General features: G+C 60.8%; 17 protein-coding genes. 8 read left to right on the top strand and 9 right to left on the bottom strand.

Going from position 1 to position 19,470, the window contains the following annotated elements; translation table 11 throughout:
* The first annotated feature begins 186 nt into the window (after nucleotides 1–186).
* The 6 genes from FHT92_RS19280 to cydX all read left to right on the top strand — a co-directional run bounded on the left by FHT92_RS19280 (nucleotide 187) and on the right by cydX (nucleotide 7,116).
* On the top strand, nucleotides 187–762 hold the full coding sequence (locus FHT92_RS19280; protein ID WP_183748239.1) for a GbsR/MarR family transcriptional regulator: 576 nt from the start codon (nucleotides 187–189) through the stop codon (nucleotides 760–762).
* Between the two features lie 4 nt (nucleotides 763–766).
* On the top strand, nucleotides 767–2,473 hold the full coding sequence (gene cydD / locus FHT92_RS19275) for a thiol reductant ABC exporter subunit CydD (protein WP_183828312.1): 1,707 nt from the start codon (nucleotides 767–769) through the stop codon (nucleotides 2,471–2,473).
* A complete protein-coding gene (locus tag FHT92_RS19270; RefSeq protein WP_183828309.1) occupies nucleotides 2,470–4,161 on the top strand; it encodes an amino acid ABC transporter ATP-binding/permease protein in 1,692 nt (563 codons plus the stop codon). Before cydD ends, FHT92_RS19270 begins: the two co-directional genes overlap by 4 nt.
* 78 nt (nucleotides 4,162–4,239) lie before the next feature.
* Nucleotides 4,240–5,820, top strand: coding sequence for a cytochrome ubiquinol oxidase subunit I (locus FHT92_RS19265; protein WP_183748234.1), 1,581 nt, complete (start codon nucleotides 4,240–4,242; stop codon nucleotides 5,818–5,820).
* 6 nt (nucleotides 5,821–5,826) lie between these two features.
* A complete protein-coding gene (gene cydB / locus FHT92_RS19260) occupies nucleotides 5,827–6,981 on the top strand; it encodes a cytochrome d ubiquinol oxidase subunit II (RefSeq protein WP_183828306.1) in 1,155 nt (384 codons plus the stop codon).
* Nucleotides 6,982–6,993: 12 nt separating this feature from the next.
* Nucleotides 6,994–7,116 carry a cytochrome bd-I oxidase subunit CydX gene (gene cydX / locus FHT92_RS19255; protein ID WP_183828304.1) on the top strand — a complete coding sequence of 41 codons (123 nt, stop codon included), beginning with the start codon at nucleotides 6,994–6,996 and terminating at the stop codon, nucleotides 7,114–7,116.
* A 41-nt stretch (nucleotides 7,117–7,157) separates the two neighbouring features.
* Here cydX and FHT92_RS19250 read toward each other — a convergent pair whose 3' ends face one another.
* The 3 genes from FHT92_RS19250 to FHT92_RS19240 are packed head-to-tail and all read right to left on the bottom strand — an operon-like array spanning nucleotide 7,158 to nucleotide 9,695.
* Nucleotides 7,158–7,568 carry a VOC family protein gene (locus tag FHT92_RS19250; RefSeq protein ID WP_183828301.1) on the bottom strand — a complete coding sequence of 137 codons (411 nt, stop codon included), beginning with the start codon at nucleotides 7,566–7,568 and terminating at the stop codon, nucleotides 7,158–7,160.
* A gap of 8 nt (nucleotides 7,569–7,576) precedes the next feature.
* Nucleotides 7,577–8,674 (bottom strand): Gfo/Idh/MocA family protein, encoded by a 1,098-nt coding sequence (locus FHT92_RS19245; RefSeq protein ID WP_183828298.1) that lies wholly within the window; start codon nucleotides 8,672–8,674, stop codon nucleotides 7,577–7,579.
* Between the two features lie 10 nt (nucleotides 8,675–8,684).
* Nucleotides 8,685–9,695: a Gfo/Idh/MocA family protein gene (locus FHT92_RS19240; RefSeq protein ID WP_183748225.1), complete on the bottom strand. Its 1,011-nt coding sequence runs from the start codon at nucleotides 9,693–9,695 to the stop codon at nucleotides 8,685–8,687.
* A 369-nt stretch (nucleotides 9,696–10,064) separates the two neighbouring features.
* Here FHT92_RS19240 and FHT92_RS19235 point away from each other — a divergent pair, with 369 nt between their 5' ends.
* On the top strand, nucleotides 10,065–11,225 hold the full coding sequence (locus FHT92_RS19235) for a fumarylacetoacetate hydrolase family protein (RefSeq protein ID WP_183828295.1): 1,161 nt from the start codon (nucleotides 10,065–10,067) through the stop codon (nucleotides 11,223–11,225).
* Nucleotide 11,226: 1 nt separating this feature from the next.
* Here FHT92_RS19235 and scpA read toward each other — a convergent pair whose 3' ends face one another.
* The 4 genes from scpA to tauA all read right to left on the bottom strand — a co-directional run bounded on the left by scpA (nucleotide 11,227) and on the right by tauA (nucleotide 16,151).
* Complete coding sequence (gene scpA / locus FHT92_RS19230; protein WP_183828292.1) at nucleotides 11,227–13,362, bottom strand: methylmalonyl-CoA mutase; 2,136 nt, start codon at nucleotides 13,360–13,362, stop codon at nucleotides 11,227–11,229.
* A gap of 100 nt (nucleotides 13,363–13,462) precedes the next feature.
* The gene (locus FHT92_RS19225) at nucleotides 13,463–14,293 is read right to left on the bottom strand and encodes an ABC transporter permease subunit (protein WP_183828290.1); all 831 of its coding nucleotides are present in this window, start codon (nucleotides 14,291–14,293) and stop codon (nucleotides 13,463–13,465) included.
* Nucleotides 14,290–15,084: a taurine ABC transporter ATP-binding protein gene (locus FHT92_RS19220; protein WP_183748220.1), complete on the bottom strand. Its 795-nt coding sequence runs from the start codon at nucleotides 15,082–15,084 to the stop codon at nucleotides 14,290–14,292. The genes FHT92_RS19225 and FHT92_RS19220 overlap by 4 nt, the downstream gene beginning before the upstream one ends.
* Before the next feature lie 62 nt (nucleotides 15,085–15,146).
* The gene (tauA, locus tag FHT92_RS19215) at nucleotides 15,147–16,151 is read right to left on the bottom strand and encodes a taurine ABC transporter substrate-binding protein (RefSeq protein WP_183828287.1); all 1,005 of its coding nucleotides are present in this window, start codon (nucleotides 16,149–16,151) and stop codon (nucleotides 15,147–15,149) included.
* A 205-nt stretch (nucleotides 16,152–16,356) separates the two neighbouring features.
* Here tauA and FHT92_RS19210 point away from each other — a divergent pair, with 205 nt between their 5' ends.
* Nucleotides 16,357–17,718, top strand: coding sequence for an LLM class flavin-dependent oxidoreductase (locus FHT92_RS19210; protein WP_183828284.1), 1,362 nt, complete (start codon nucleotides 16,357–16,359; stop codon nucleotides 17,716–17,718).
* Here the strand turns inward: FHT92_RS19210 and FHT92_RS19205 are convergent.
* Nucleotides 17,709–18,362, bottom strand: a complete 654-nt coding sequence (locus FHT92_RS19205) for a methionine ABC transporter permease (RefSeq protein ID WP_183828281.1) — start codon at nucleotides 18,360–18,362, stop codon at nucleotides 17,709–17,711. The two genes, FHT92_RS19210 and FHT92_RS19205, sit on opposite strands and share 10 nt — an antisense overlap.
* Complete coding sequence (locus FHT92_RS19200; protein WP_183828279.1) at nucleotides 18,343–19,425, bottom strand: methionine ABC transporter ATP-binding protein; 1,083 nt, start codon at nucleotides 19,423–19,425, stop codon at nucleotides 18,343–18,345. Before FHT92_RS19200 ends, FHT92_RS19205 begins: the two co-directional genes overlap by 20 nt.
* Nucleotides 19,426–19,470 lie beyond the last annotated feature (45 nt).

Below are 19,470 nucleotides of genomic sequence, written 5' to 3'. Positions count from 1 at the left end.
GTTTTGCGTTTGCGAGATTTGACTTAAGTCAATTCCAGGCGGGCGGGGTCCGTTTACTAAGAAGCAGGTTGTCGAAGCGTGCGTCCAAATTGACGCAGGCCCCGCCTTCACAATTGCGGCACAAACGGGGAAGTCTGTATAGTAATTTCAGAAATTTCTGAAATTACAGACGCAACGGAAACGACGATGAACCTTCCGCCTCTCGTTCAGTCCTTCGTCCTGCACTTCGGTGAAATGGGCTCTCGCTGGGGCATCAACCGCACGGTCGGCCAGATCTATGCCCTGCTCTACGTCTCGGCTTCGCCCCTCTGCGCCGAGGAGATTGTCGATGCGCTCGGCATATCACGCTCGAACGTTTCGATGAGTCTTCGCGAATTGCAGGCGTGGAACCTGGTACTTCTGCGCCACAAGCCGGATGACCGCCGCGACTTCTTCACCACACCCGACGATGTCTGGGCGATCCTGCGGACGCTCGCTGAAGAGCGCAAAAAGCGCGAGGTCGATCCGACACTTTCCGTCCTGCGCGAGATCCTCATGCAGCGCCCGGCGAGCGAGGCCGAACGCCATGCCCAGGAGCGCATGAGCGAGATGCATACGCTCATCGAGCAACTGACGCATTGGTATGAAGACGTAAAACAACTTGAAACAGAAAGGCTTGCGACATTACTCTCGTTAGGTGCAAAAGTGACCAAGCTGCTGGAGGCCAAGGACAAGGTCGTTTCGCTTGGCCGCCGCCGTCCCAATTCTGCGAACAAGAGTTAGCGCCGTGGTCAGTGCTTTCTTCGATGTGAGAGAACAGCAACAGGCGGAGACGCCCGCTGTCGGGGTCGGGGCTCGCAAGCCGGCGAACACAAACCGTCGCTTGCGCTATGCCGCGATGTTGCAGGCCCTCGCGGCTGCGTTCTGGATTCCTCAGGCGGGCATACTCGCCTGGTCGGTCGGCCGATTGGCCGATGGCATCGGTCTCGGCGACATGCTTTGGCCAGCTGTCTTCATCCTGTTGCTTGGCATCGTCAAAAGCTGTCTCGATGCGGCTGGCGGCCGCCTTGCCTTTCGCGCAGCACGCGCTGAGCTCAGCGAAAAACGCGCCAACGCCGTTCGCCTGCTTGCCCGTCTTTCGCCTGTTGACGCCGGCCGCCCGGCCTCCGGCAAGGCTGCCAGTGTGCTCGGCGAACAGGCCGAACTGATCGTGCCCTACCTCTCCCGTTTCCGCCCGGCGCGAATGAAGGCGAGCTTCGTACCGCTCGTCATCCTCGCCTGCATTTTTCCGATCTCCTGGATTGCCGCGCTCGTACTGCTGTTTGCAGCGCCGCTCATTCCGATCTTCATGGCGCTGATTGGTTGGCGCGCGCAGGCCGCGAGTCAAAAGCAGCTCATCGCAACTGGTAGCCTCAACGCCTTCCTGCTCGACCGCCTGCGCGGTCTTGCGACGATCCGCTCTCTGGACGCGGTCGATGCCACGGCACTGAGACTTCGCTCGGAAGCAGAATCGCTTCGTACCCGCACCATGGCCGTGCTGAAGATCGCTTTCCTCTCTTCGGCCGTGCTCGAACTCTTTTCGGCACTCGGCGTGGCAATGACCGCCGTCTATGTCGGCTTCGGCCTGCTCGGAGAAATCCGCTTTGGCGCCTGGTCGACCGGCCTTGACCTTTCGCAAGGCCTGTTCGTCCTGTTGCTGGCACCTGCCTTTTTCGAACCCTTGCGTGAACTCTCCGCCGTCTGGCATGACCGTGCCTCGGGCGAGGCCGCGCTGAAAGCGCTGGATGGAATCGCTGCTGAAGGCATGACGCTTGCCGACCGCAACAAGACAGGGGGACTGGCCGTTGACGCGGCCTTCGCTCTTCGCCTGGAAAATATCAGCTTTCGCTACCGGCCGGACCAACCTCCTATCTTTGACGGCTTCGATCTCGATCTTGCAGCCGGCGAACATGTCGCGCTGCTTGGCGCAAGCGGTACTGGCAAATCAACGCTGCTGTCGCTGATCGCCGGCCTGGCCCCGTGCGACGAAGGCCGGATTATAATCGGCGGAGCATCGGCAGATCGCGACCACATGGCTTGGATCGGTCAGAAACCGCATATTTTCGCAGGCACCGTTGCCGGCAATATTGCACTAGGACGACCTGGCATCAGAAAGACAGAAATCTCCAAGGCGCTCGATCTCGCCAAGCTTGGCGGTGTCGCCAAGGCCTATCAACATAGCCCACTCGGTGAAGGCGGCATCGGCCTTTCCGGCGGCGAGGCGCTGCGTCTTGCGATCGCACGAGCCGCCTGCGACCCAGATATCCGCATCATCCTCGCCGACGAGCCGACCGCCCATCTCGATGCCGACACTGCCGCCGGGATCACCGAGAGCCTGCTTGCTCTTGCGAAAGAACGCACGCTGATCGTCGCAACGCATGACCCGCTGCTGGCTTCACGCATGCACCGCACCATCCGCCTGGATACGGAGCGTCTTCAGGAGGCTGCGGAATGATCACCTTCCTGGGAGATATCAAGCCGGTTTTGCGCCTGTTCCTGCAAACGCGCCGCAGGGAATTGCTGCTCGGCGCCACATTGTCGGTTGCGACTGTCACGGCTGGCATTGCCCTGCTCGGCTTATCCGGTTGGTTCATTACGGCAACCGCGCTTGCAGGTCTCTCCGCAGCCACTGCCGCAACTTTTGACGTCTTTGCGCCATCGTCCGGCATCCGTTTCCTTGCCATCCTGCGTACGGCTGCACGCTACGGCGAAAGACTGACAACCCACAATGCGGCGCTCGCAGTGCTCGCCGCCCTTCGTGAGCGCCTGTTCCGCGGCTGGGCTTCCCCCGGTGCGGCGCGAGCGCTTCTTAACAGGCCTGCCCGGCTGCTCTTCCGGCTGACCGCTGATATCGATGCGTTGGATTCGCTCTATCTTCGCGTGCTGGTGCCAGCGGCCGTAGCAGTCGGCACGGCACTTGTTGCCAGCGCAACACTCGGTCTGATCAATCCGCTATCCGGTCCACTCTTCGGGTTTTGCCTCGTTCTGACGGGACTTGGCCTGCCCATCGCGGCAGGCCGGCTGGCACTGAAGCATGCTCGCCGCCGCGCTTACGGCATCGAAATCATCCGGTCGCGGGCCATTGATCTCGTTGCCGGGCAGACCGATCTTCTCATGGCAAACCGGCTTGCCGCACAGCAGCAGGCAATCGCCGCCGCGGACGCCTATACCGCAAAAGCCGACGACCGGCTGAACCGGATCGAGACCGGCATGATTATCGGCTTCGGGCTCGTCTCGACCGCCCTGCTGGTCGCGGCATTGCTGACATCCGCAACGTTGATGCAAACGGGCACGATCACCGCGCCCGTTGCGGCACTCAGTGTGCTCGTCGCCTTTGCCGCAACAGAACCCTTTGCCGCCTTGCGCCGCGGCGCGATGGAATTCGGCAGGACCATGCTGGCAGCCAAGCGTATCGCGCCACGCCTTTCGGCCGCTCAAGCGGATTTCACGCCCAAGGCTCCGTCTCATGAGCTTGCCTTCGCGCTGCAAAATGTGACCGTCAGCCATGACGGCGCGGCATCGCCGGCTTTGCGGGAGGTGGCGCTCGAACTTCGCCGCGGCGAGCACATGGCCGTGGTCGGCAGTAGCGGCGCCGGAAAATCGACCCTGCTGTCGCTGCTTTCAGGCGAATTGCCACCGAGTGCCGGCGTGGCCGCGGCGCTCGACGCAACGCTGCTCACCCAGCGCACCGAGCTTTTCCAGGATACGCTGCGCGGCAACCTGCTGCTCGCAGCGCCCAATGCAGATGATGACCGGCTGCGAGATGCGCTTGCGGCCGCCGGCCTACTTGCCGACGTCGATACGCTACCATCAGGTCTCGATACTCCGCTCGGCGAGGGCGGGATGGGCCTTTCCGGTGGCCAGTCGCGCCGATTGGCACTCGCGCGGCTCTTCCTGCGCGACACGCCGCTCTGGCTACTCGACGAGCCGACCGAGGGGCTCGATGGCCGCACCGCACGCGATGTGCTGCATCGCCTCGCGCTAAGAGCCGAAGGCCGAGCGTTGGTCATCGCTACGCATATTCGCCGCGAGGCGGCGCTTGCAGACTTGATCGCCGTCGTCACGGACGGCCGCATCTCAGAAGTTTCGCGCCGTGGAGAGGCGGCGTTCGAAAAGGCGCTCGATCGGCTTCGGCCGGATTGAGCAAACAGGCATGCCCCGCACGGCCAGCCGGCAATGCGGAAACTTCTTGATACCGCGTGGGACCGTGGGAGAAAGACAATGGAACTAGACATCGTTGCGCTATCGCGCTTCCAATTTGCGCTGACTGCGCTTTATCACTTCCTGTTCGTGCCTCTGACGCTCGGCCTTTCCGTTCTGCTTGCCATCATGGAAACGACTTATGTCATGACCGGCCGCCAGATTTGGCGGCAGATGACGAAATTCTGGGGCACGCTCTTCGGCATCAATTTTGCCATTGGCGTCGCGACCGGCATCGTCATGGAATTCCAGTTCGGCATGAACTGGAGCTATTACAGCTATTATGTCGGCGATATCTTCGGGGCGCCGCTGGCGATCGAAGGCCTGATGGCCTTCTTCCTCGAAGCGACTTTCGTCGGCCTTTTCTTCTTCGGCTGGGACAAGCTGTCGAAGGTCGGCCATCTGGTCGCCACCTGGGCGGTGGCGCTCGGTTCGAACTTCTCCGCGCTCTGGATCCTCATCGCCAACGGCTGGATGCAGAACCCCGTCGGTTCGGCTCTCAATCCGCAGACGATGCGTATGGAGATAACAAGCTTCTTCGACGTGGTCTTCAACCCGGTCGCCCAGGCGAAGTTCGTCCACACGGTTTCAGCGGGTTATGTCTGTGCTTCGATCTTTGTGCTTGGCGTTTCTGCCTGGTACCTGCTCAAGGGCCGGCATATCGAGCTTGCAAAGCGCTCGATGACGGTTGCTGCCTCCTTCGGTCTCGCCTCGGCGTTGTCGGTCGTCGTGCTCGGTGACGAAAGCGGTTATCTCGCCACCGAAAACCAGAAGATGAAGCTCGCCGCAATCGAGGCCATGTGGAAGACGGAGCCTGCACCGGCCGCCTTCACCGCTTTCGGCTTCCCGGATCAGGAAGCGCGCGAAACCCATTTCGCCATCCATATCCCCTGGGCCATGGGTCTGATCGGCACCCGCTCGCTGACAACGGAGATCCCCGGTATCGACAAGCTGGAACAGCAAGCCGAGAGCCGCATCCGCGACGGCATCAAGGCCTATGACGCGTTGATGCAAATCCGCTCTGCACCGGCTCAAGATCAGGTTGCCCAGGAAGTGCGGAGCTCCTTCGAGGACCTTGGCCATGATCTCGGCTATGCCCTGCTCCTGAAGCGCTATGTCGACGATCCACGCCAGGCGACTGACGAACAGATCGCCCAGGCGGCACGCGACACCATCCCGCATGTGCCGACGCTCTTCTGGTCGTTCCGCATCATGGTGGGCCTCGGCATGTTCTTCATCGTTCTGACGGCAACCTTCTTCTGGCTGTCGGCCCGCCGGCATCTGGATAAGTATCCGCTGCTTCTGCGCATCGCGGTCTTTGCCGTCCCGTTGCCGTGGGTGGCAATCGAGCTGGGCTGGGTCGTTGCCGAGTTCGGCCGTCAGCCCTGGGTGATCGAAGGCGTGCTGCCGACAGCCGTCGCCGTCTCCAGCCTGGGCGCCAGCACAGTGCTCCTGACGATCCTCGGCTTCGCCGTACTCTACACGACGCTGATCATCATCGAGATGAAGCTAATGCTCAAAGGAATCCGGCAAGGACCGGAACCGGACCACGAGCCGGAAGCAAAACTTGTTTCCGAAACCCTCGTTCCAGCCGCGGAGTGACCCGTCATGATCCTTCACGAACTCATCGATTATGAAACCCTGCGCATCATCTGGTGGGTGCTGCTCGGCGTGCTTCTGATCGCCTTCGCCACAACCGACGGCTTCGACCTTGGCGTCGGCACGCTTCTGCCCTTCGTCGCCAAAAACGATACGGAGCGCCGCATCGCAATCAATACGATCGGTGCCACCTGGGAAGGCAACCAGGTGTGGCTTATCCTCGGCGGCGGCGCCATCTTCGCCGCCTGGCCGCCTCTCTATGCGGTCTCCTTCTCGGGTTTTTACCTGGCGATGTTCGCGATCCTCTTCGCGCTCATCCTGCGCCCGGTCGGGTTCAAGTACCGCTCCAAGCGGGACAGCGCAAGCTGGCGGAACGGCTGGGATTGGGCGCTCTTCGTCGGCGGCTTCGTACCGTCGCTGATCTTCGGCGTTGCCGTCGGCAACGTACTGCAGGGCGTACCCTTCCGCTTTGCGGACGACATGCGCATCTTCTACGAAGGCTCGTTTTTCGCTCTTCTCAACCCCTATGCCCTTCTCTGCGGCCTGCTGTCCGTCGCCATGCTGATCATGCATGGCAGCGCATGGCTGGTGCTGAAGGCAACGGGACCGGTTGCCGATCGCGCACGCCGCTTCGGCAGCATCGCAGCCCTTGCCGTCATCGTGCTCTTTGCGCTCGGCGGCCTGCTCCTGTGGATGGGTATCACCGGTTATCGCATCACCAGCGATATCAGTCCGATAGGCCCGTCGAACCCGCTGCTGAAGACCGCATCGCTTGAAGGCGGGGCATGGCTTGCCAATTACGGCACCTATCCTTGGATGATCGTCGCCCCGATCCTCGGCTTCCTGGGTGCGACTGCCGCCTTCCTGGCCTTGCAGGCCCGCCGCGAGGTCGTTACCCTGCTCTTCAGCAAGCTCTCGATAACAGGCATCATCTCGACGGTCGGTCTATCGATGTTTCCCTTCATCCTCCCCTCCTCGCTCGATCCGAAGTCAAGCCTGACGGTCTGGGATGCGTCGTCGAGCCACCAGACGCTGTTCATCATGCTGGTGGTCACGGTGATCTTCCTGCCGATCATATTTGCCTACACCGCCTGGGTCTACAAAGTGCTGTGGGGCAAGGTCGACGAGAAGAGCGTCACCGACAAGAACAGCCACGCTTACTGAGGAGACGAAACGATGTGGTATTTCGCTTGGATACTCGGCCTGCCGCTGGCAGCCGCCTTCGCCGTCCTCAACGCCATGTGGTACGAATTGATTGATGACGAAGCCAAGAAAAAAGCGTCGGGAGAACGCCGATAGAAATCGAAGGCGCGGTTCACACCGCGCCCGTCCTCCTAAGTTCAGCCGAACCGGTTCTGTGACCGCTCCGCAAGTTCAACGATGATACCGTCGGGATCTCGGACAAAGGCGATCCTGTTCAACATCTCGGAATGGACAGCAAAGCGTGGCCGTTCTTTGACTTCAACACCCACAGCTTCAAGTCGCGCAAAGATTTCCTCGACGTTTTCGAAATGGAAGGTGATGTGCTTGACGCCGGCCGTTCCATCGGGAACATCGACAGCTCTCGCGGCACCGCCGGGCGGCGCAAAGACTTCCAACATGCCGCCGCCGGCGTCGAGGAAGGCGACCTGCATGCCATCGGGCATCTGCTTGCGCAGATGCAGTTTGAGACCGAGCAGACCGCAATAGAATTCGATCGCTCGGTCCATATTGTTGACCGTCATGCCGATATGTTCGAATGATTTCAGCATTTCGTTCTTTACGCGCTGGCGGCTGGCAGTCGTGCTTCTTCCGGAAGCCAGGATCCGTAGAGCGGATGATCGGCCGTGATGGGCATCGGTGTCGGCCGGCCGGTTCGTTGCGAATGATAGGCGGCGGTTACCAGCTCCAGCGAATTGCGCGCATCCTGCAGTGTCACCGGCGGATCCCGGTCCTCGACGATCGCCCGATGAAAGAGCTCGAACTGACGCGTATACCCATCCTCCTTGACTTCGTAGCCGGCAAGTGCGGCATCGACACGGGCCTGATGTTCTTCGGTTCCGGCGATGAAAGTCCAGGGATCGCGGCCCATCGTATAGGGCTCCAGAATGCTTTCGGCGACCAGATTGCTGAAGCAGAAGCGCAGGCGGGAGATTTCTTTGCGGGAACCTAGCGTCATGGAGAGCGTGGCGAGCGAGCCATTCTTCATCTTCACCGACAGCGAGGCAGTGTCTTCAACCTCAATCGGGTTGACCAGTGTCGCGCCATAGGAAAATACCTCGGCGCAAGGGCCGTGCACATAGTTCAGCATGTCATGAGCATGGATCGCGTGGCCGAGAAGGCCACCCCCGAGCTCCGTCGCCCATTTGCCGCGCCAGGGCACGGCATAATAGTCCGGCCCGCGCCACCAATGGGTTTCGATCGTGGTGAGAAAGGGCTTTCCGGCAAGGCCGCGCTCGATCAGGAGCTTCAGCTTCTGCAGGCCGCTGCCATAACGGTACTGGAAGATTGGCATCAGCTTCCGCCCGTTCGAGCGCGCAAGGATCGTTGCCATTTCGTCGACTTCGGCAATCGAGCCGAAAAGCGGCTTTTCGCAGATCACATGCTTGCCGCTCTCGATCGCCTTCCTGCAAAGCTCGAAATGCGAACTCGGCGGCGTGGCGATGTCGATGATATCGAGATCGTCGCGGGCAAAGAGCGATTCCGTATCCTGCGTATATTCGGGGATTTTGTGCTCCTCGCAAAGTGGTTGTCCGCGATCCGCGTCGAGAGAGCAGAGAACTGGAACCTCAAAGAAATCGCTGTTCCAACGAAAGCCTGTCAGATGCCGTTCGGCAATGCCTGCGCCAAGAACGCCGACGCGCAGTTTCCGTGTCATGATGTTTTCCTCAGCGGGTACCGATGTGGGCGGCCTTCGTCTGTGCTTCCAGCGACAGGCGGCAGACCTCGTAGACGTGATCCTGCTTCATCGCCGTTTCGCTGCGGTCGCGCACGTCGGCGGCGAAGGCGTCGAAATAGTCAAGCTTCTCGCTGCTGCAATCGATATGCGTCATCTCCTTGCCGTTGACGAGGAAGAGATGATCCTTACCCGGGCGGCCGGCGATATCGATATATTTGCGCAGTTCGATATAGCCCTCGGTGCCGAGGATGGTCAGACGTCCGTCACCCCAGGTCGGCAGCGCCTCCGGCGTGAACCAGTCGACGCGGATATAGCCAGCCGCCTTGTCGGAACGCAGCAGCACTTCACCGAAATCCTGGAAGGCGGGCTTCTCCGGCATGCCGAAATTGCCGACCGAGCTTGCGACCACTTCGCCGGTCGTCGAGCCAGTGTAAAACAGAAACTGGTCGACCTGATGCGAGGCGATATCGACGATGATGCCGCCGAAGGCTTCCGGATCAAAGAACCAGTCCGGGCGCGTCGGCAATTGGAGGCGGTGCGGCCCCATGCCAAGCGTCTGGATGACCTTGCCGATCGCGCCTTCCTTCACCAGCTTGCCAGCCTTGACGGCAGAACGAACGCAGTGGCGTTCCGAAAAGCAGATGGAGAAGATCTTGCCGGTTTCGGCAACGGTGCGCTTGACCTCTTCTAGCTGGGCTAAAGTCGTCACACCCGGTTTATCGGTCATGACGTCCTTGCCGGCCTTCATAGCGCGGATGGCAAGGCCCGCGCGGTCGCGCGGAATGGCGGCAATGCAGATGACGTCGATCGAGGGATCAGTGAAAATCTTTTCCCGGTCGATCTGCGGTGCATCCGGATAGGTCTTCTCGAACATCTCGCGGATCGCGGGCACAGTCGTCTGCGGGCAATAGCCGACGAATTCGGCGCCTGCGGCCAGCAATCCCTTCACATGATCGAACGTGTGCCCATGGTCGATTCCGACGACGGCAAATCTCAGCATCGCAATATTATCCTCCCGGGGAAATTTCCAGGTCGCCATCCGCCGACCCATCCTCCATGAGGCGAAACAGATAACGAAAGAGAGGTCCTGTCAAGGCGAGATCGGTGGCAAAAGAGTTTTATCGCATAGGTAAATATATGAAATAAAAAGATTATTTTGTATCTAAATAGTTATAAGTTATAACAAAATGCCGCTTTGTTCTTCTATTGCTTCGCTGGAACATAAGACCGAAAAGACCCGTTTTCCGCTTGTTGAGACTTGCTCTTGTCCGATGAATGTGTTCGATTTTCGGGAGCCGTCAAATAGGAGGACGGCCGCCATCCCTTTCTGCAGGAGCGCTCCCCGCTCCACCTGTGACGGAAGATCGCCATGTCCCATTCCCCCCTCGATGCTAGCGCTTCGGGCGGCCTGTTTGTCGGCCGCGTTTGGAATCCGGAAGTCTCCGGTCCGAGCATCGTAACGCCGCGCGACGGCGCCCTCATCGATATCACCTCTCCGGTAGCCCCCACGCTGAGCGCGCTGCTGGAGCGAGCCGATGCGGCGGAATTCGTTCGAGGAGCGAGCGGCAAGTCGCTCGGCACGCTAGAGGAGATCGCGGCAAATAGCACCGGCAAGCCGGATGCGAGCAAAACCTATCTTCTCGCCCCTGCCGATCTGCAGGCGATCAAGGCTTGCGGCGTGACCTTTGCCCAATCGATGATCGAGCGCGTCATCGAGGAAAAAGCAGCCGGTAATCCCGACCGTGCAGCCGCTATTCGCGAACGCGTCAGCACGCTGATCGGCGGCAGCCTGACCAACATCAAGGCAGGCTCGCCAGAGGCTGCCAAAGTCAAGCAGGCGCTGATCGAGGAAGGCATCTGGTCGCAATACCTCGAAGTCGGCATCGGCCCGGATGCAGAGGTTTTCACCAAGTCGCCGGTCCTCTCATCCGTCGGCTGGGGCTCGGACGTTGGCCTTCATCCGATCTCGACCTGGAACAACCCGGAGCCGGAAATCGTGCTCGCCGTCAACAGCCGTGGCGAGATCAAGGGAGCAACCCTCGGCAATGACGTAAACCTGCGCGACGTCGAGGGTCGCTCGGCGCTGCTGCTCGGCAAGGCGAAAGATAACAACGCCTCTTGCTCCATCGGCCCATTCATTCGTCTGTTCGACCAGAGCTACAACCTCGACGACGTGCGCAGGACCGAACTCGACCTCAAGGTCACCGGGCAGGACGGCTTCGTCCTGCACGGCAAGAGTTCCATGTCGCAGATCAGCCGCGACCCGACCGATCTCGTCAGGCAGACCGTCGGTGCCCACCATCAATATCCCGATGGCTTCATGCTGTTCCTCGGCACGCTCTTTGCGCCGACACAGGACCGCGATGCAAAGAATCAGGGCTTTACCCACAAGACCGGCGATGTCGTGGAAATCTCGTCCGCCGGCCTGGGCGCACTAGTCAACACCGTCCGGCTGTCGACGGAATGCCCGCCGTGGACTTTCGGCATCTCCGCGCTAATGAGCAATCTCGCAAAGCGCGGGCTGCTCTAAGCTACTGGTTTCGCCTGATGCCCTGCAGGAGGTCGAGAACTGAGTTCGCGGCCTCCAGCACGTTGGTACCCGGTCCAAAAACGGCGGCAACGCCGTGTTCGTGCAGGAATTCATAGTCCTGCCGCGGGATGACGCCACCGCAAACGACGATGATATCGCCACCGCCCTGCTCTTTCAGCAGATCGATCAACTGCGGCAGCAGCGTTCGGTGACCGGCTGCCAGCGACGAAACGCCAATCACATTGACCTTCTCGCCGAGCGCCATGCCAGCCGCCTCCTCCGGCGTCTGGAACAGCGGGCCGGCGAGCACGTCGAAACCGACATCACCGAAGGCCGAGGCAATCACCTTGGCGCCGCGGTCGTGCCCGTCCTGGCCGAGCTTGGCGACCATGATCTTCGGCTTGCGGCCCATAGCTTCGGTTACGTCGGCCATCCTGGCTTTCAGGACGTCCAGCTCCGGCTCGTCGCGATAGGCCGTTCCGTAGACACCGCCGATGACCTTAGGCGTGGCGAAATGATCGCCGAAGACCTCACGCATCGCATCGGAAATCTCACCGACGGTCGCGCGCGCGCGCGCCGCTTCGACAGCGGCTGCGAGCAGATTGCCGTTGCCGCTGCGGGCAATGTCAGAAAGCACGGCTAGCGCCTCCTTCACGTTCATGCCGTCACGGCGACGCTTGGTCTCCTCGATCCGGCGGATCTGCGCAGCACGCACCGCGCTGTTGTCGATCTCGAGAATGTCGATCGGCTGTTCGGTTTCCAGCCGGTATTTGTTGACGCCGACGATGACTTCTTCGCCTTTGTCGACCGCGGCCTGGCGACGGGCGGCGGCTTCCTCGATCAGCCGCTTCGGCAGGCCTTCATTGACGGCCTTCGTCATGCCACCGAGCGCCTCGACCTCTTCGATCAACGCCCAGGCCTTGTCAGCCAGTTCCTTTGTCAAGCTCTCGACATAGTAGGAGCCGGCGAGCGGGTCGACGACGTTGGTAACGCCGGTCTCGTGCTGCAGGATGAGCTGCGTATTGCGGGCAATACGCGCGGAAAACTCCGTCGGCAGTGCAATCGCCTCGTCGAAGGAATTGGTGTGCAGCGACTGCGTGCCACCGAGTACGGCTGACATCGCCTCGAAAGCGGTGCGGATAATGTTGTTATACGGATCTTGTTCCTGCAGCGACACGCCCGAGGTCTGGCAATGGGTGCGCAGCATCAGCGAAGACGCTTTCTTCGGCTCGAACTCCTCCATGATGCGGGTCCAGAGCAGGCGGGCGGCGCGAAGCTTTGCGGCTTCCATGAAGAAATTCATGCCGATCGCGAAGAAAAAGGAGAGACGGCCGGCGAAATCATCGACGTTTAGCCCCTTGGCAATCGCCGCGCGCACATATTCGCGCCCGTCGGCGAGCGTGAAAGCAAGCTCTTGGACCAGCGTCGCCCCCGCCTCCTGCATGTGATAACCGGAGATCGAGATCGAATTGAATTTCGGCATCTCCCTTGCCGTGTATTCGATGATATCGGCAACGATGCGCATCGAGGGTTCCGGCGGGTAAATATAGGTGTTGCGGACCATGAACTCCTTGAGAATATCGTTCTGGATGGTCCCGGAAAGCTCCGCCTTCGAAACGCCCTGCTCCTCGCCGGCAACGATGAAATTTGCCAGGATGGGGATGACGGCGCCGTTCATGGTCATGGAAACGGACATGTCCTGCAGCGGAATGCCGTCGAACAGGATCTTCATGTCCTCGACACTGTCGATAGCGACACCCGCCTTGCCGACATCGCCGACGACGCGGGGATGATCGCTGTCATAGCCACGATGGGTAGCGAGATCGAAGGCGACAGAGAGGCCCTTCTGACCCGCGGCGAGATTACGGCGGTAGAAGGCGTTGGACTCCTCCGCGGTCGAGAAGCCGGCATACTGCCGGATCGTCCAGGGCCGGCCGGCATACATGGTGGCGCGCGGACCACGGGTGAAGGGCGCAAAGCCAGGTAAGCTGTCCGCATCGACACCATTGAGATCGGCTGCCGTATAGAGCGGCTTGACGTCGATGCCTTCGGGTGTGTGCCAAGTCAGCGTCTCCGGTGCTGCGCGCAGCTCCTTTTCCGCCAGCGCCTCCCAGTCCGACAGCGTCTTCTTCGTCATCTCATCCTCCGGCCTTGTCTGCGCACCACGCTACCATCATGCGGTCGCGCGGCGCGATACAGCCTTAGGATAATTTGATCGGCAAGGCGATGATAGACGTTCAGCGATGCGCAGCCCAGGGCACGAGGACCCGTTCGATCAGACGCGCCAGTATCTCCAGCAGGAAGGCGATGGCGGCGATGACGATGATTCCGCCGATGACGATATCGGTCACCAGGAACTGCGCCGCAGACTGGATCATGAAACCAAGGCCCTGGCTTGCCGCCACCAGCTCGGCAGCGACCAGCGTCGACCAGCCGGCGCCGAGCGCGATGCGTGTGCCGGTCAAGATCGACGGAATGGCGCCTGGAAGAATGACATGCAGCAGCACCTGCAGCCGGCTCGCGCCAAACGAGCGGGCGGCGTTGACGAAATCAGCCGGAGCGGATTTGACGCCTGATGTCGTCGACAGGATGATTGGGGGCAGCATGGCGAACGAGATGACCGTAACCTTCGACGCCTCGCCGATGCCGACCCAGATGATGATCAGCGGCAGATAGGCAAGCGGTGGCAGAGGGCGCAGGAATTCGACGATCGGATCGAGGATGCCTTTCCCGATGCGGCTGGTGGCGATGGCAAGACCAGCGGGCACGCCGATGAGGAGCGAGACGGCGAGCGCTGCGAAGATGCGCAGCAGACTTGCCAACGTATGCTCGGCGAGCGTGGAATCGACGAAGCCGTTGACCGCGACATTGACAAGCGAATTCGCCACTACGAGCGGCGACGGCAGGAAGACCGGCGAGACGGCACCATAGGCCGAAGCAAGGCTCCAGCCGGCAATAATGACGGCAATGGTTGTTAGCGAGATCGGCAGCGTGCCGCGGCGTTTCGGCCGTGCCTCTACCGGTTGATCCGACACCGCGGTTGCGAGTGCTTCCGCCTCGACGCTCATGCGGCAATCTCCTCTTCATCCGCATGGATGAGTGCGGTCAGCTCGTCGTGGAGATTTTTGAACGCAGTGAGCGCCTTGATCTCCTTGACGCTTTTGCCTTCGAGCAACGCCTTGCCAAACTCGGTCCTGATGTCGGCGACGATACGGCCGGGGTTCGGCGCCAGTACGATGACGCGTGTTGCAAGCAACAGCGCCTCGTCAATGCTGTGGGTGATCAGCAGGGCACCCGTTTTGCTTTCTGCCCAGACATCCAGCAGGAATTTCTGCATGCGGCTGCGTGTCAGCGCGTCGAGCGCGCCGAGCGGTTCATCCAGCAGCAGGAAGCGAGGGCCGGAGGCGAGCGCGCGAGCGATGCCGACGCGCTGGCGCATACCGCCTGAGAGTTCCCAGATATTCTTGTGACCCGCGCCATCGAGCCCGACCTTCACCAGCAGTTCTTCGGCGCGGCGCTGTCTCTCCCCTTTCGGGATGCCCTGAAGCTTCAGTGGAAAAGCCACATTGCCGGCAGCGGTCAGCCAGGGATAGAGCGCATCGTCCTGAAACACGACAGCCCGGTCTACGCCCGGCCCGTCTATCTCTTTGCCGTCGACCAGCACGCGTCCCTCGCTCGGCTCCGTGAAACCTGCAGCAATATTGAGAAGGCTGGTCTTGCCGGAGCCGGAACGGCCGATGACGACCACGAATTCGTCCGAAGCGATATGGAGGTTGACGCCATCAAGCACACGTCTCTTTCGACGACTGCCTGCCTCGGCATAATCGAGCGACAGGGACTGTAATGAAAGTATGCTCATGGGCATCACCTGTTTGAGAAAAAACCGGCGCAGCCGAAGCTGCGCCGGGACCCTTGGGAGGATCAAAGACCTGCCTTGGCTGCTTCCTTGACCCAGCGGTCGGAAACATAGGGCCTGTAATCCTTCAGAACGCCGGGGATCTTGCCCTGCTCCAGAAGGAATGCCGAGGTTTCGGCAACGGCCTTGACCGTGCCGCCACCGAGAAGATCGGCGCTGGCCTGCTCCTGCAGGCTCGGGAAAGTGTAGCCCTTGAGAAGCGCCGGCACTTCGTCGGTCTTGGCACCGGTAAGCTTGGCGATCTTTTCGGCTTCCGGTGATTTCGCATTCCAGCTATCCGGATTGGCGAGGTAGGAGGCGTAAGCCGCGCCCGTGACCTTCACGAAGCCAGTGACGACTTCCGGATGAGCCTCGGCAAATTTCTTGCTGACGATCCAGGCATCGAAGGTCGGGCCGCCCCATTTGGCAACATCGGCCGAAGTGGCGAGCACGCTGCCGCTCTTTTTCAGCTGCGCCAGGACCGGATCCCAGACATAGGCGCCATCGATGTCGCCACGCTCCCAGGCAGCAGCGATTTCCGGCGGACGCAGATTGAGGATCTGCACCGACTTAGGATCGACCTTCCAATGCTTCAGCGCCGTCAGCAGGCTGTAATGCGCGGTCGAGACGAAGGGCGTGGCGATCTTCTTGCCCTTCAGGTCTTCGGGCTTGGCGATGTTCTTGACGGCGAGCGCCTCGGCGTCGCTGATGAGGCCGACGACATAGATCGTCTCGATCGGCAATTCGCGGCTGGCGGCAGCGGCAAGCGGCGACGAGCCGACATAACCGATATCGATAGAACCGGAAGCGATAGCAGCGATGACGTCGGCGCCGCCATCGAATTTCTGCCAGTTGATCTTGGCCTTGGTCTCCTTTTCATAGGTGCCATCGGCCTGCGGCACGCGCGACGGCTCGACGATTGGCTGGTAGCCGATATTGAGCGTGACGTCGGCAGCATAGGCCGCATAGGTGGTAAAGGTGAGGACAGCGGCTGCGGCCGTGCCCAGAAGGTTGCGTCGGTTGATTTTCATATCCCTCTCCCGCAATGTTCAAAATCATTCCACCCCGGAATGTGATTAGATCATTGTAAAATTCATAGATTTTATAGAGATAGAAAATTCCCGGAATCGGACATGCGAGATAATTTGCTTCTAATTTCAGTGGAAGAAGCGGTGAGTTCCGGACCCGGCCGATAATATCCACAAAGTACCCGACGGAATCTCAGGACTGTACCCAATGAAGAAAATGCAGATCTACGCCTTCGACATGAACTGCGTCGGGCACATAAACCACGGCATGTGGACGCATCCGCGGGATCGTTCGGTCAACTATACCGATCTCGACTACTGGGCAGAGTTTGCCCGCACGGCCGAACACGGCAAGCTCGACGGCGTATTTCTTGCCGATATTGTCGGCGTCTACGATGTCTACAAAGGTAGCCCAGCCCCGGTCATCGAGACGGGCGCCCAGATCCCGGTCAATGATCCGCTGATGCCGATTTCGGCCATGGCCTACGTCACTGAGCACCTCGGCTTCGGCGTCACCGTCAATACGACCTATGAGCCGCCCTTCCTTTTGGCACGGCGTATGTCGACACTCGATCACCTGACCAAGGGACGCATCGGATGGAACATCGTCACGGGCTATCTCGACAGCGCCGCCCGAAGCATGGGCTTCGAGAAGCTGCCTGAACATGATGCGCGCTACGACGCCGCCGAGGAATATCTCGAAATTCTCTACAAGCTTTGGGAGGGAAGCTGGGACGATGATGCGGTGCTGCGCGACAAAGAACGCCGCATCTTTGCCGATGCCTCCAAGGTCCGTGCAGTCAGCCATCAGGGACAATATTACAAGATGGAGGGCGTCCATCTTGCTGAACCCTCACCACAACGCACGCCCCTGCTCTTCCAGGCCGGCGCCTCGGCACGAGGGCAGGACTTTGCCGCCCGCCATGCCGAATGCGTCTTCATTGCCGGACCGACGCCGCAATCGGCACGGCCGACCGCCGACGCGCTTCGCGCCAAGACGCTGGCAAACGGCCGTGGTGCGGATGCGATCAAGATCCTCAGCCTGATTACCGTCGTCGTTGGCAAGACCGAAGCCCAAGCGCAGGAGAAACTCGAAGACTATCGCCGGCATGCGAGCGTCGAGGCGTCGCTTGCGCATTATTCGGCCTCCGTCGGCGTCGATTTTTCGAAATACGGGCTCGATGACGCGATCGACCAGAACTCGACCAACGCCAATCAGTCGGCGCTGGCGGCGATCACCAAGCAGGCGGCAAAGCCGGTAACGAAGCGGCAGATCATCGACCAGATGGTGCTCGGCAGCCGCATGAAACCGATTGTCGGATCGCCGGAACAGATTGCCGATACCCTGCAGCGCTGGATCGAGGAAGGCGGCATCGACGGCTTCAATCTCGCACGCACTGTGACACCCGAGAGCCTTCATGATTTCGTTGATCTCGTCGTGCCTGTGCTGCAGGAGCGCGGCCTGTTCAAGGCCGACTATGTGGAAGGACCGCTGCGCCAGAAGCTGTTCAAAGGCAATGGCCGGCTGCCGGCCAGCCACCCCGCCGCGCAGTTCAGATGTCAGCGATGATCCAGGCGGGCGACGAGCCGGTCGCCCAGCCACTGGATACCGCAAACGAGAACGATGAGCACGACAACGACCGCGATCATCACGTTGGTTTCGAAGCGCTGGTAGCCATAGCGGATGGCGAGATCACCTAGACCGCCGGCACCGATGGCGCCGGCCATGGCCGAGGCGCCGATCAGCGTCACCAGCGTGACGGTAAAGCCGGCGACGATGCCGGGTAGCGCCTCGGGCACGAGAACCTCGCGAATGATCGTCCAGCGATTGCCGCCCATGGCGCGCACGGCATCGATGAGGCCGCGATCGACCTCACGCAGCGAGACTTCCGCGATGCGGGCATAGTAGGGAGTGGCCGCGATTGCGAGCGGAACGATGGCCGCCCAGGTGCCGATCGCCGTGCCAACGATCAGGCGCGTCAGCGGGATCAGCGCCACCAGGAGGATGATGAAGGGCACGGAGCGGAAACCGTTGATGACAGCGCCCAGAATGCGGTTGATCCAGAGATTTTCGGCAATGCCGCCGCGGTTCGTCAGCACCAGCGCCAGGCCGAGCGGCAGGCCTGCTACCAGCGAAATCAGGCCGGATGCAGTCGTCATAAGCACCGTCTCCCAGAGGGAGCGCAAAAGTAGATTAATCATGATCGGTGACATAGCCAAGCACCTCCACCCGGGCCGACCGGGCCTTCAGAAACTGTTCGACCGCTTCGGCAAGCGTGGAATCGCGCGCCGGAACGGCAATAAAGAACCGCGCAACAGGCTGGTTCTGGATGTGGTCGATGCCGCCATGCACGAGGCGGAAGGAATGCGGCAGCGCTGCCGAGAGATCGGCAAAAAGCGCGCCTTGCGCTTGCGGACCGGAGAGATCGACGCTGAGGATCGCTTCCGTGCCACCCTTCCGCGACAGGCGCGCGACAATATGCACGGGCAACTGCGGACGGATGCCGCCGAGCAGGCTTTTTGTGATCGCCGCCTGCGGATCGCCGAAGATCGACCAGACCTGGCCCTCTTCCACGATACGCCCCGCATCGATGACGGCGACGCGATCGGCAATGCTGCGCACCACTTCCATCTCGTGGGTGATCAGCAGGATAGTAAGCCCAAGCTTACGGTTAATATCCTTCAACAGGGCAAGGATCGAACGCGTCGTTTCCGGATCGAGGGCCGAGGTCGCTTCGTCGGACAGCAACAGGGCCGGCCGGGCGGCGAGTGCGCGGGCAATACCGACACGCTGCTTCTGGCCACCTGAGAGCGACGACGGATAAGCCCTAGCCTTGTCGGAAAGGCCGACGAGTTCCAGAAGCTCCTGCGCCCGCTTCAGCCGTTCGGTCTTGACGACACCCTCGATCTTCAGCGGCAGGGCGACATTCTCCTCGACCGTCTTGGATGAGAGCAGGTTGAAGTGCTGAAAGATCATGCCGATGCGGCGGCGCAAGGGTTGCAATTCCCGTTCCGCAAGGCCTGCAACATTGCGGCCCTCGATGACGATCTCGCCACTATCGGCCCTTTCGAGGCCGTTGAGGCAGCGGATCAGCGTGGATTTGCCGGCGCCGCTGCGGCCGATGATGCCAAGGATTTCGCCCTTTTTCACGGTGAGCGAAACGCCGTCGAGCGCTGCCGTCACGCCGAATTTGCGCCTAACATCCTTGAGGCGCACGACCTCTTCGGCCTCTCCCGGCCGCGTCTCGATCCCTGAGGCGGAGACAATTGAATTCATCCTCGTTCCTTTACAAACGCTGAAGGCGGCCCCGGCAAAGGCCCG

Origin of the sequence: Rhizobium sp. BK377 (genome assembly GCF_014193935.1) — a bacterium.
Taxonomy (GTDB): domain Bacteria; phylum Pseudomonadota; class Alphaproteobacteria; order Rhizobiales; family Rhizobiaceae; genus Rhizobium.
This window is presented reverse-complemented; position numbering and strand designations above follow the sequence as displayed.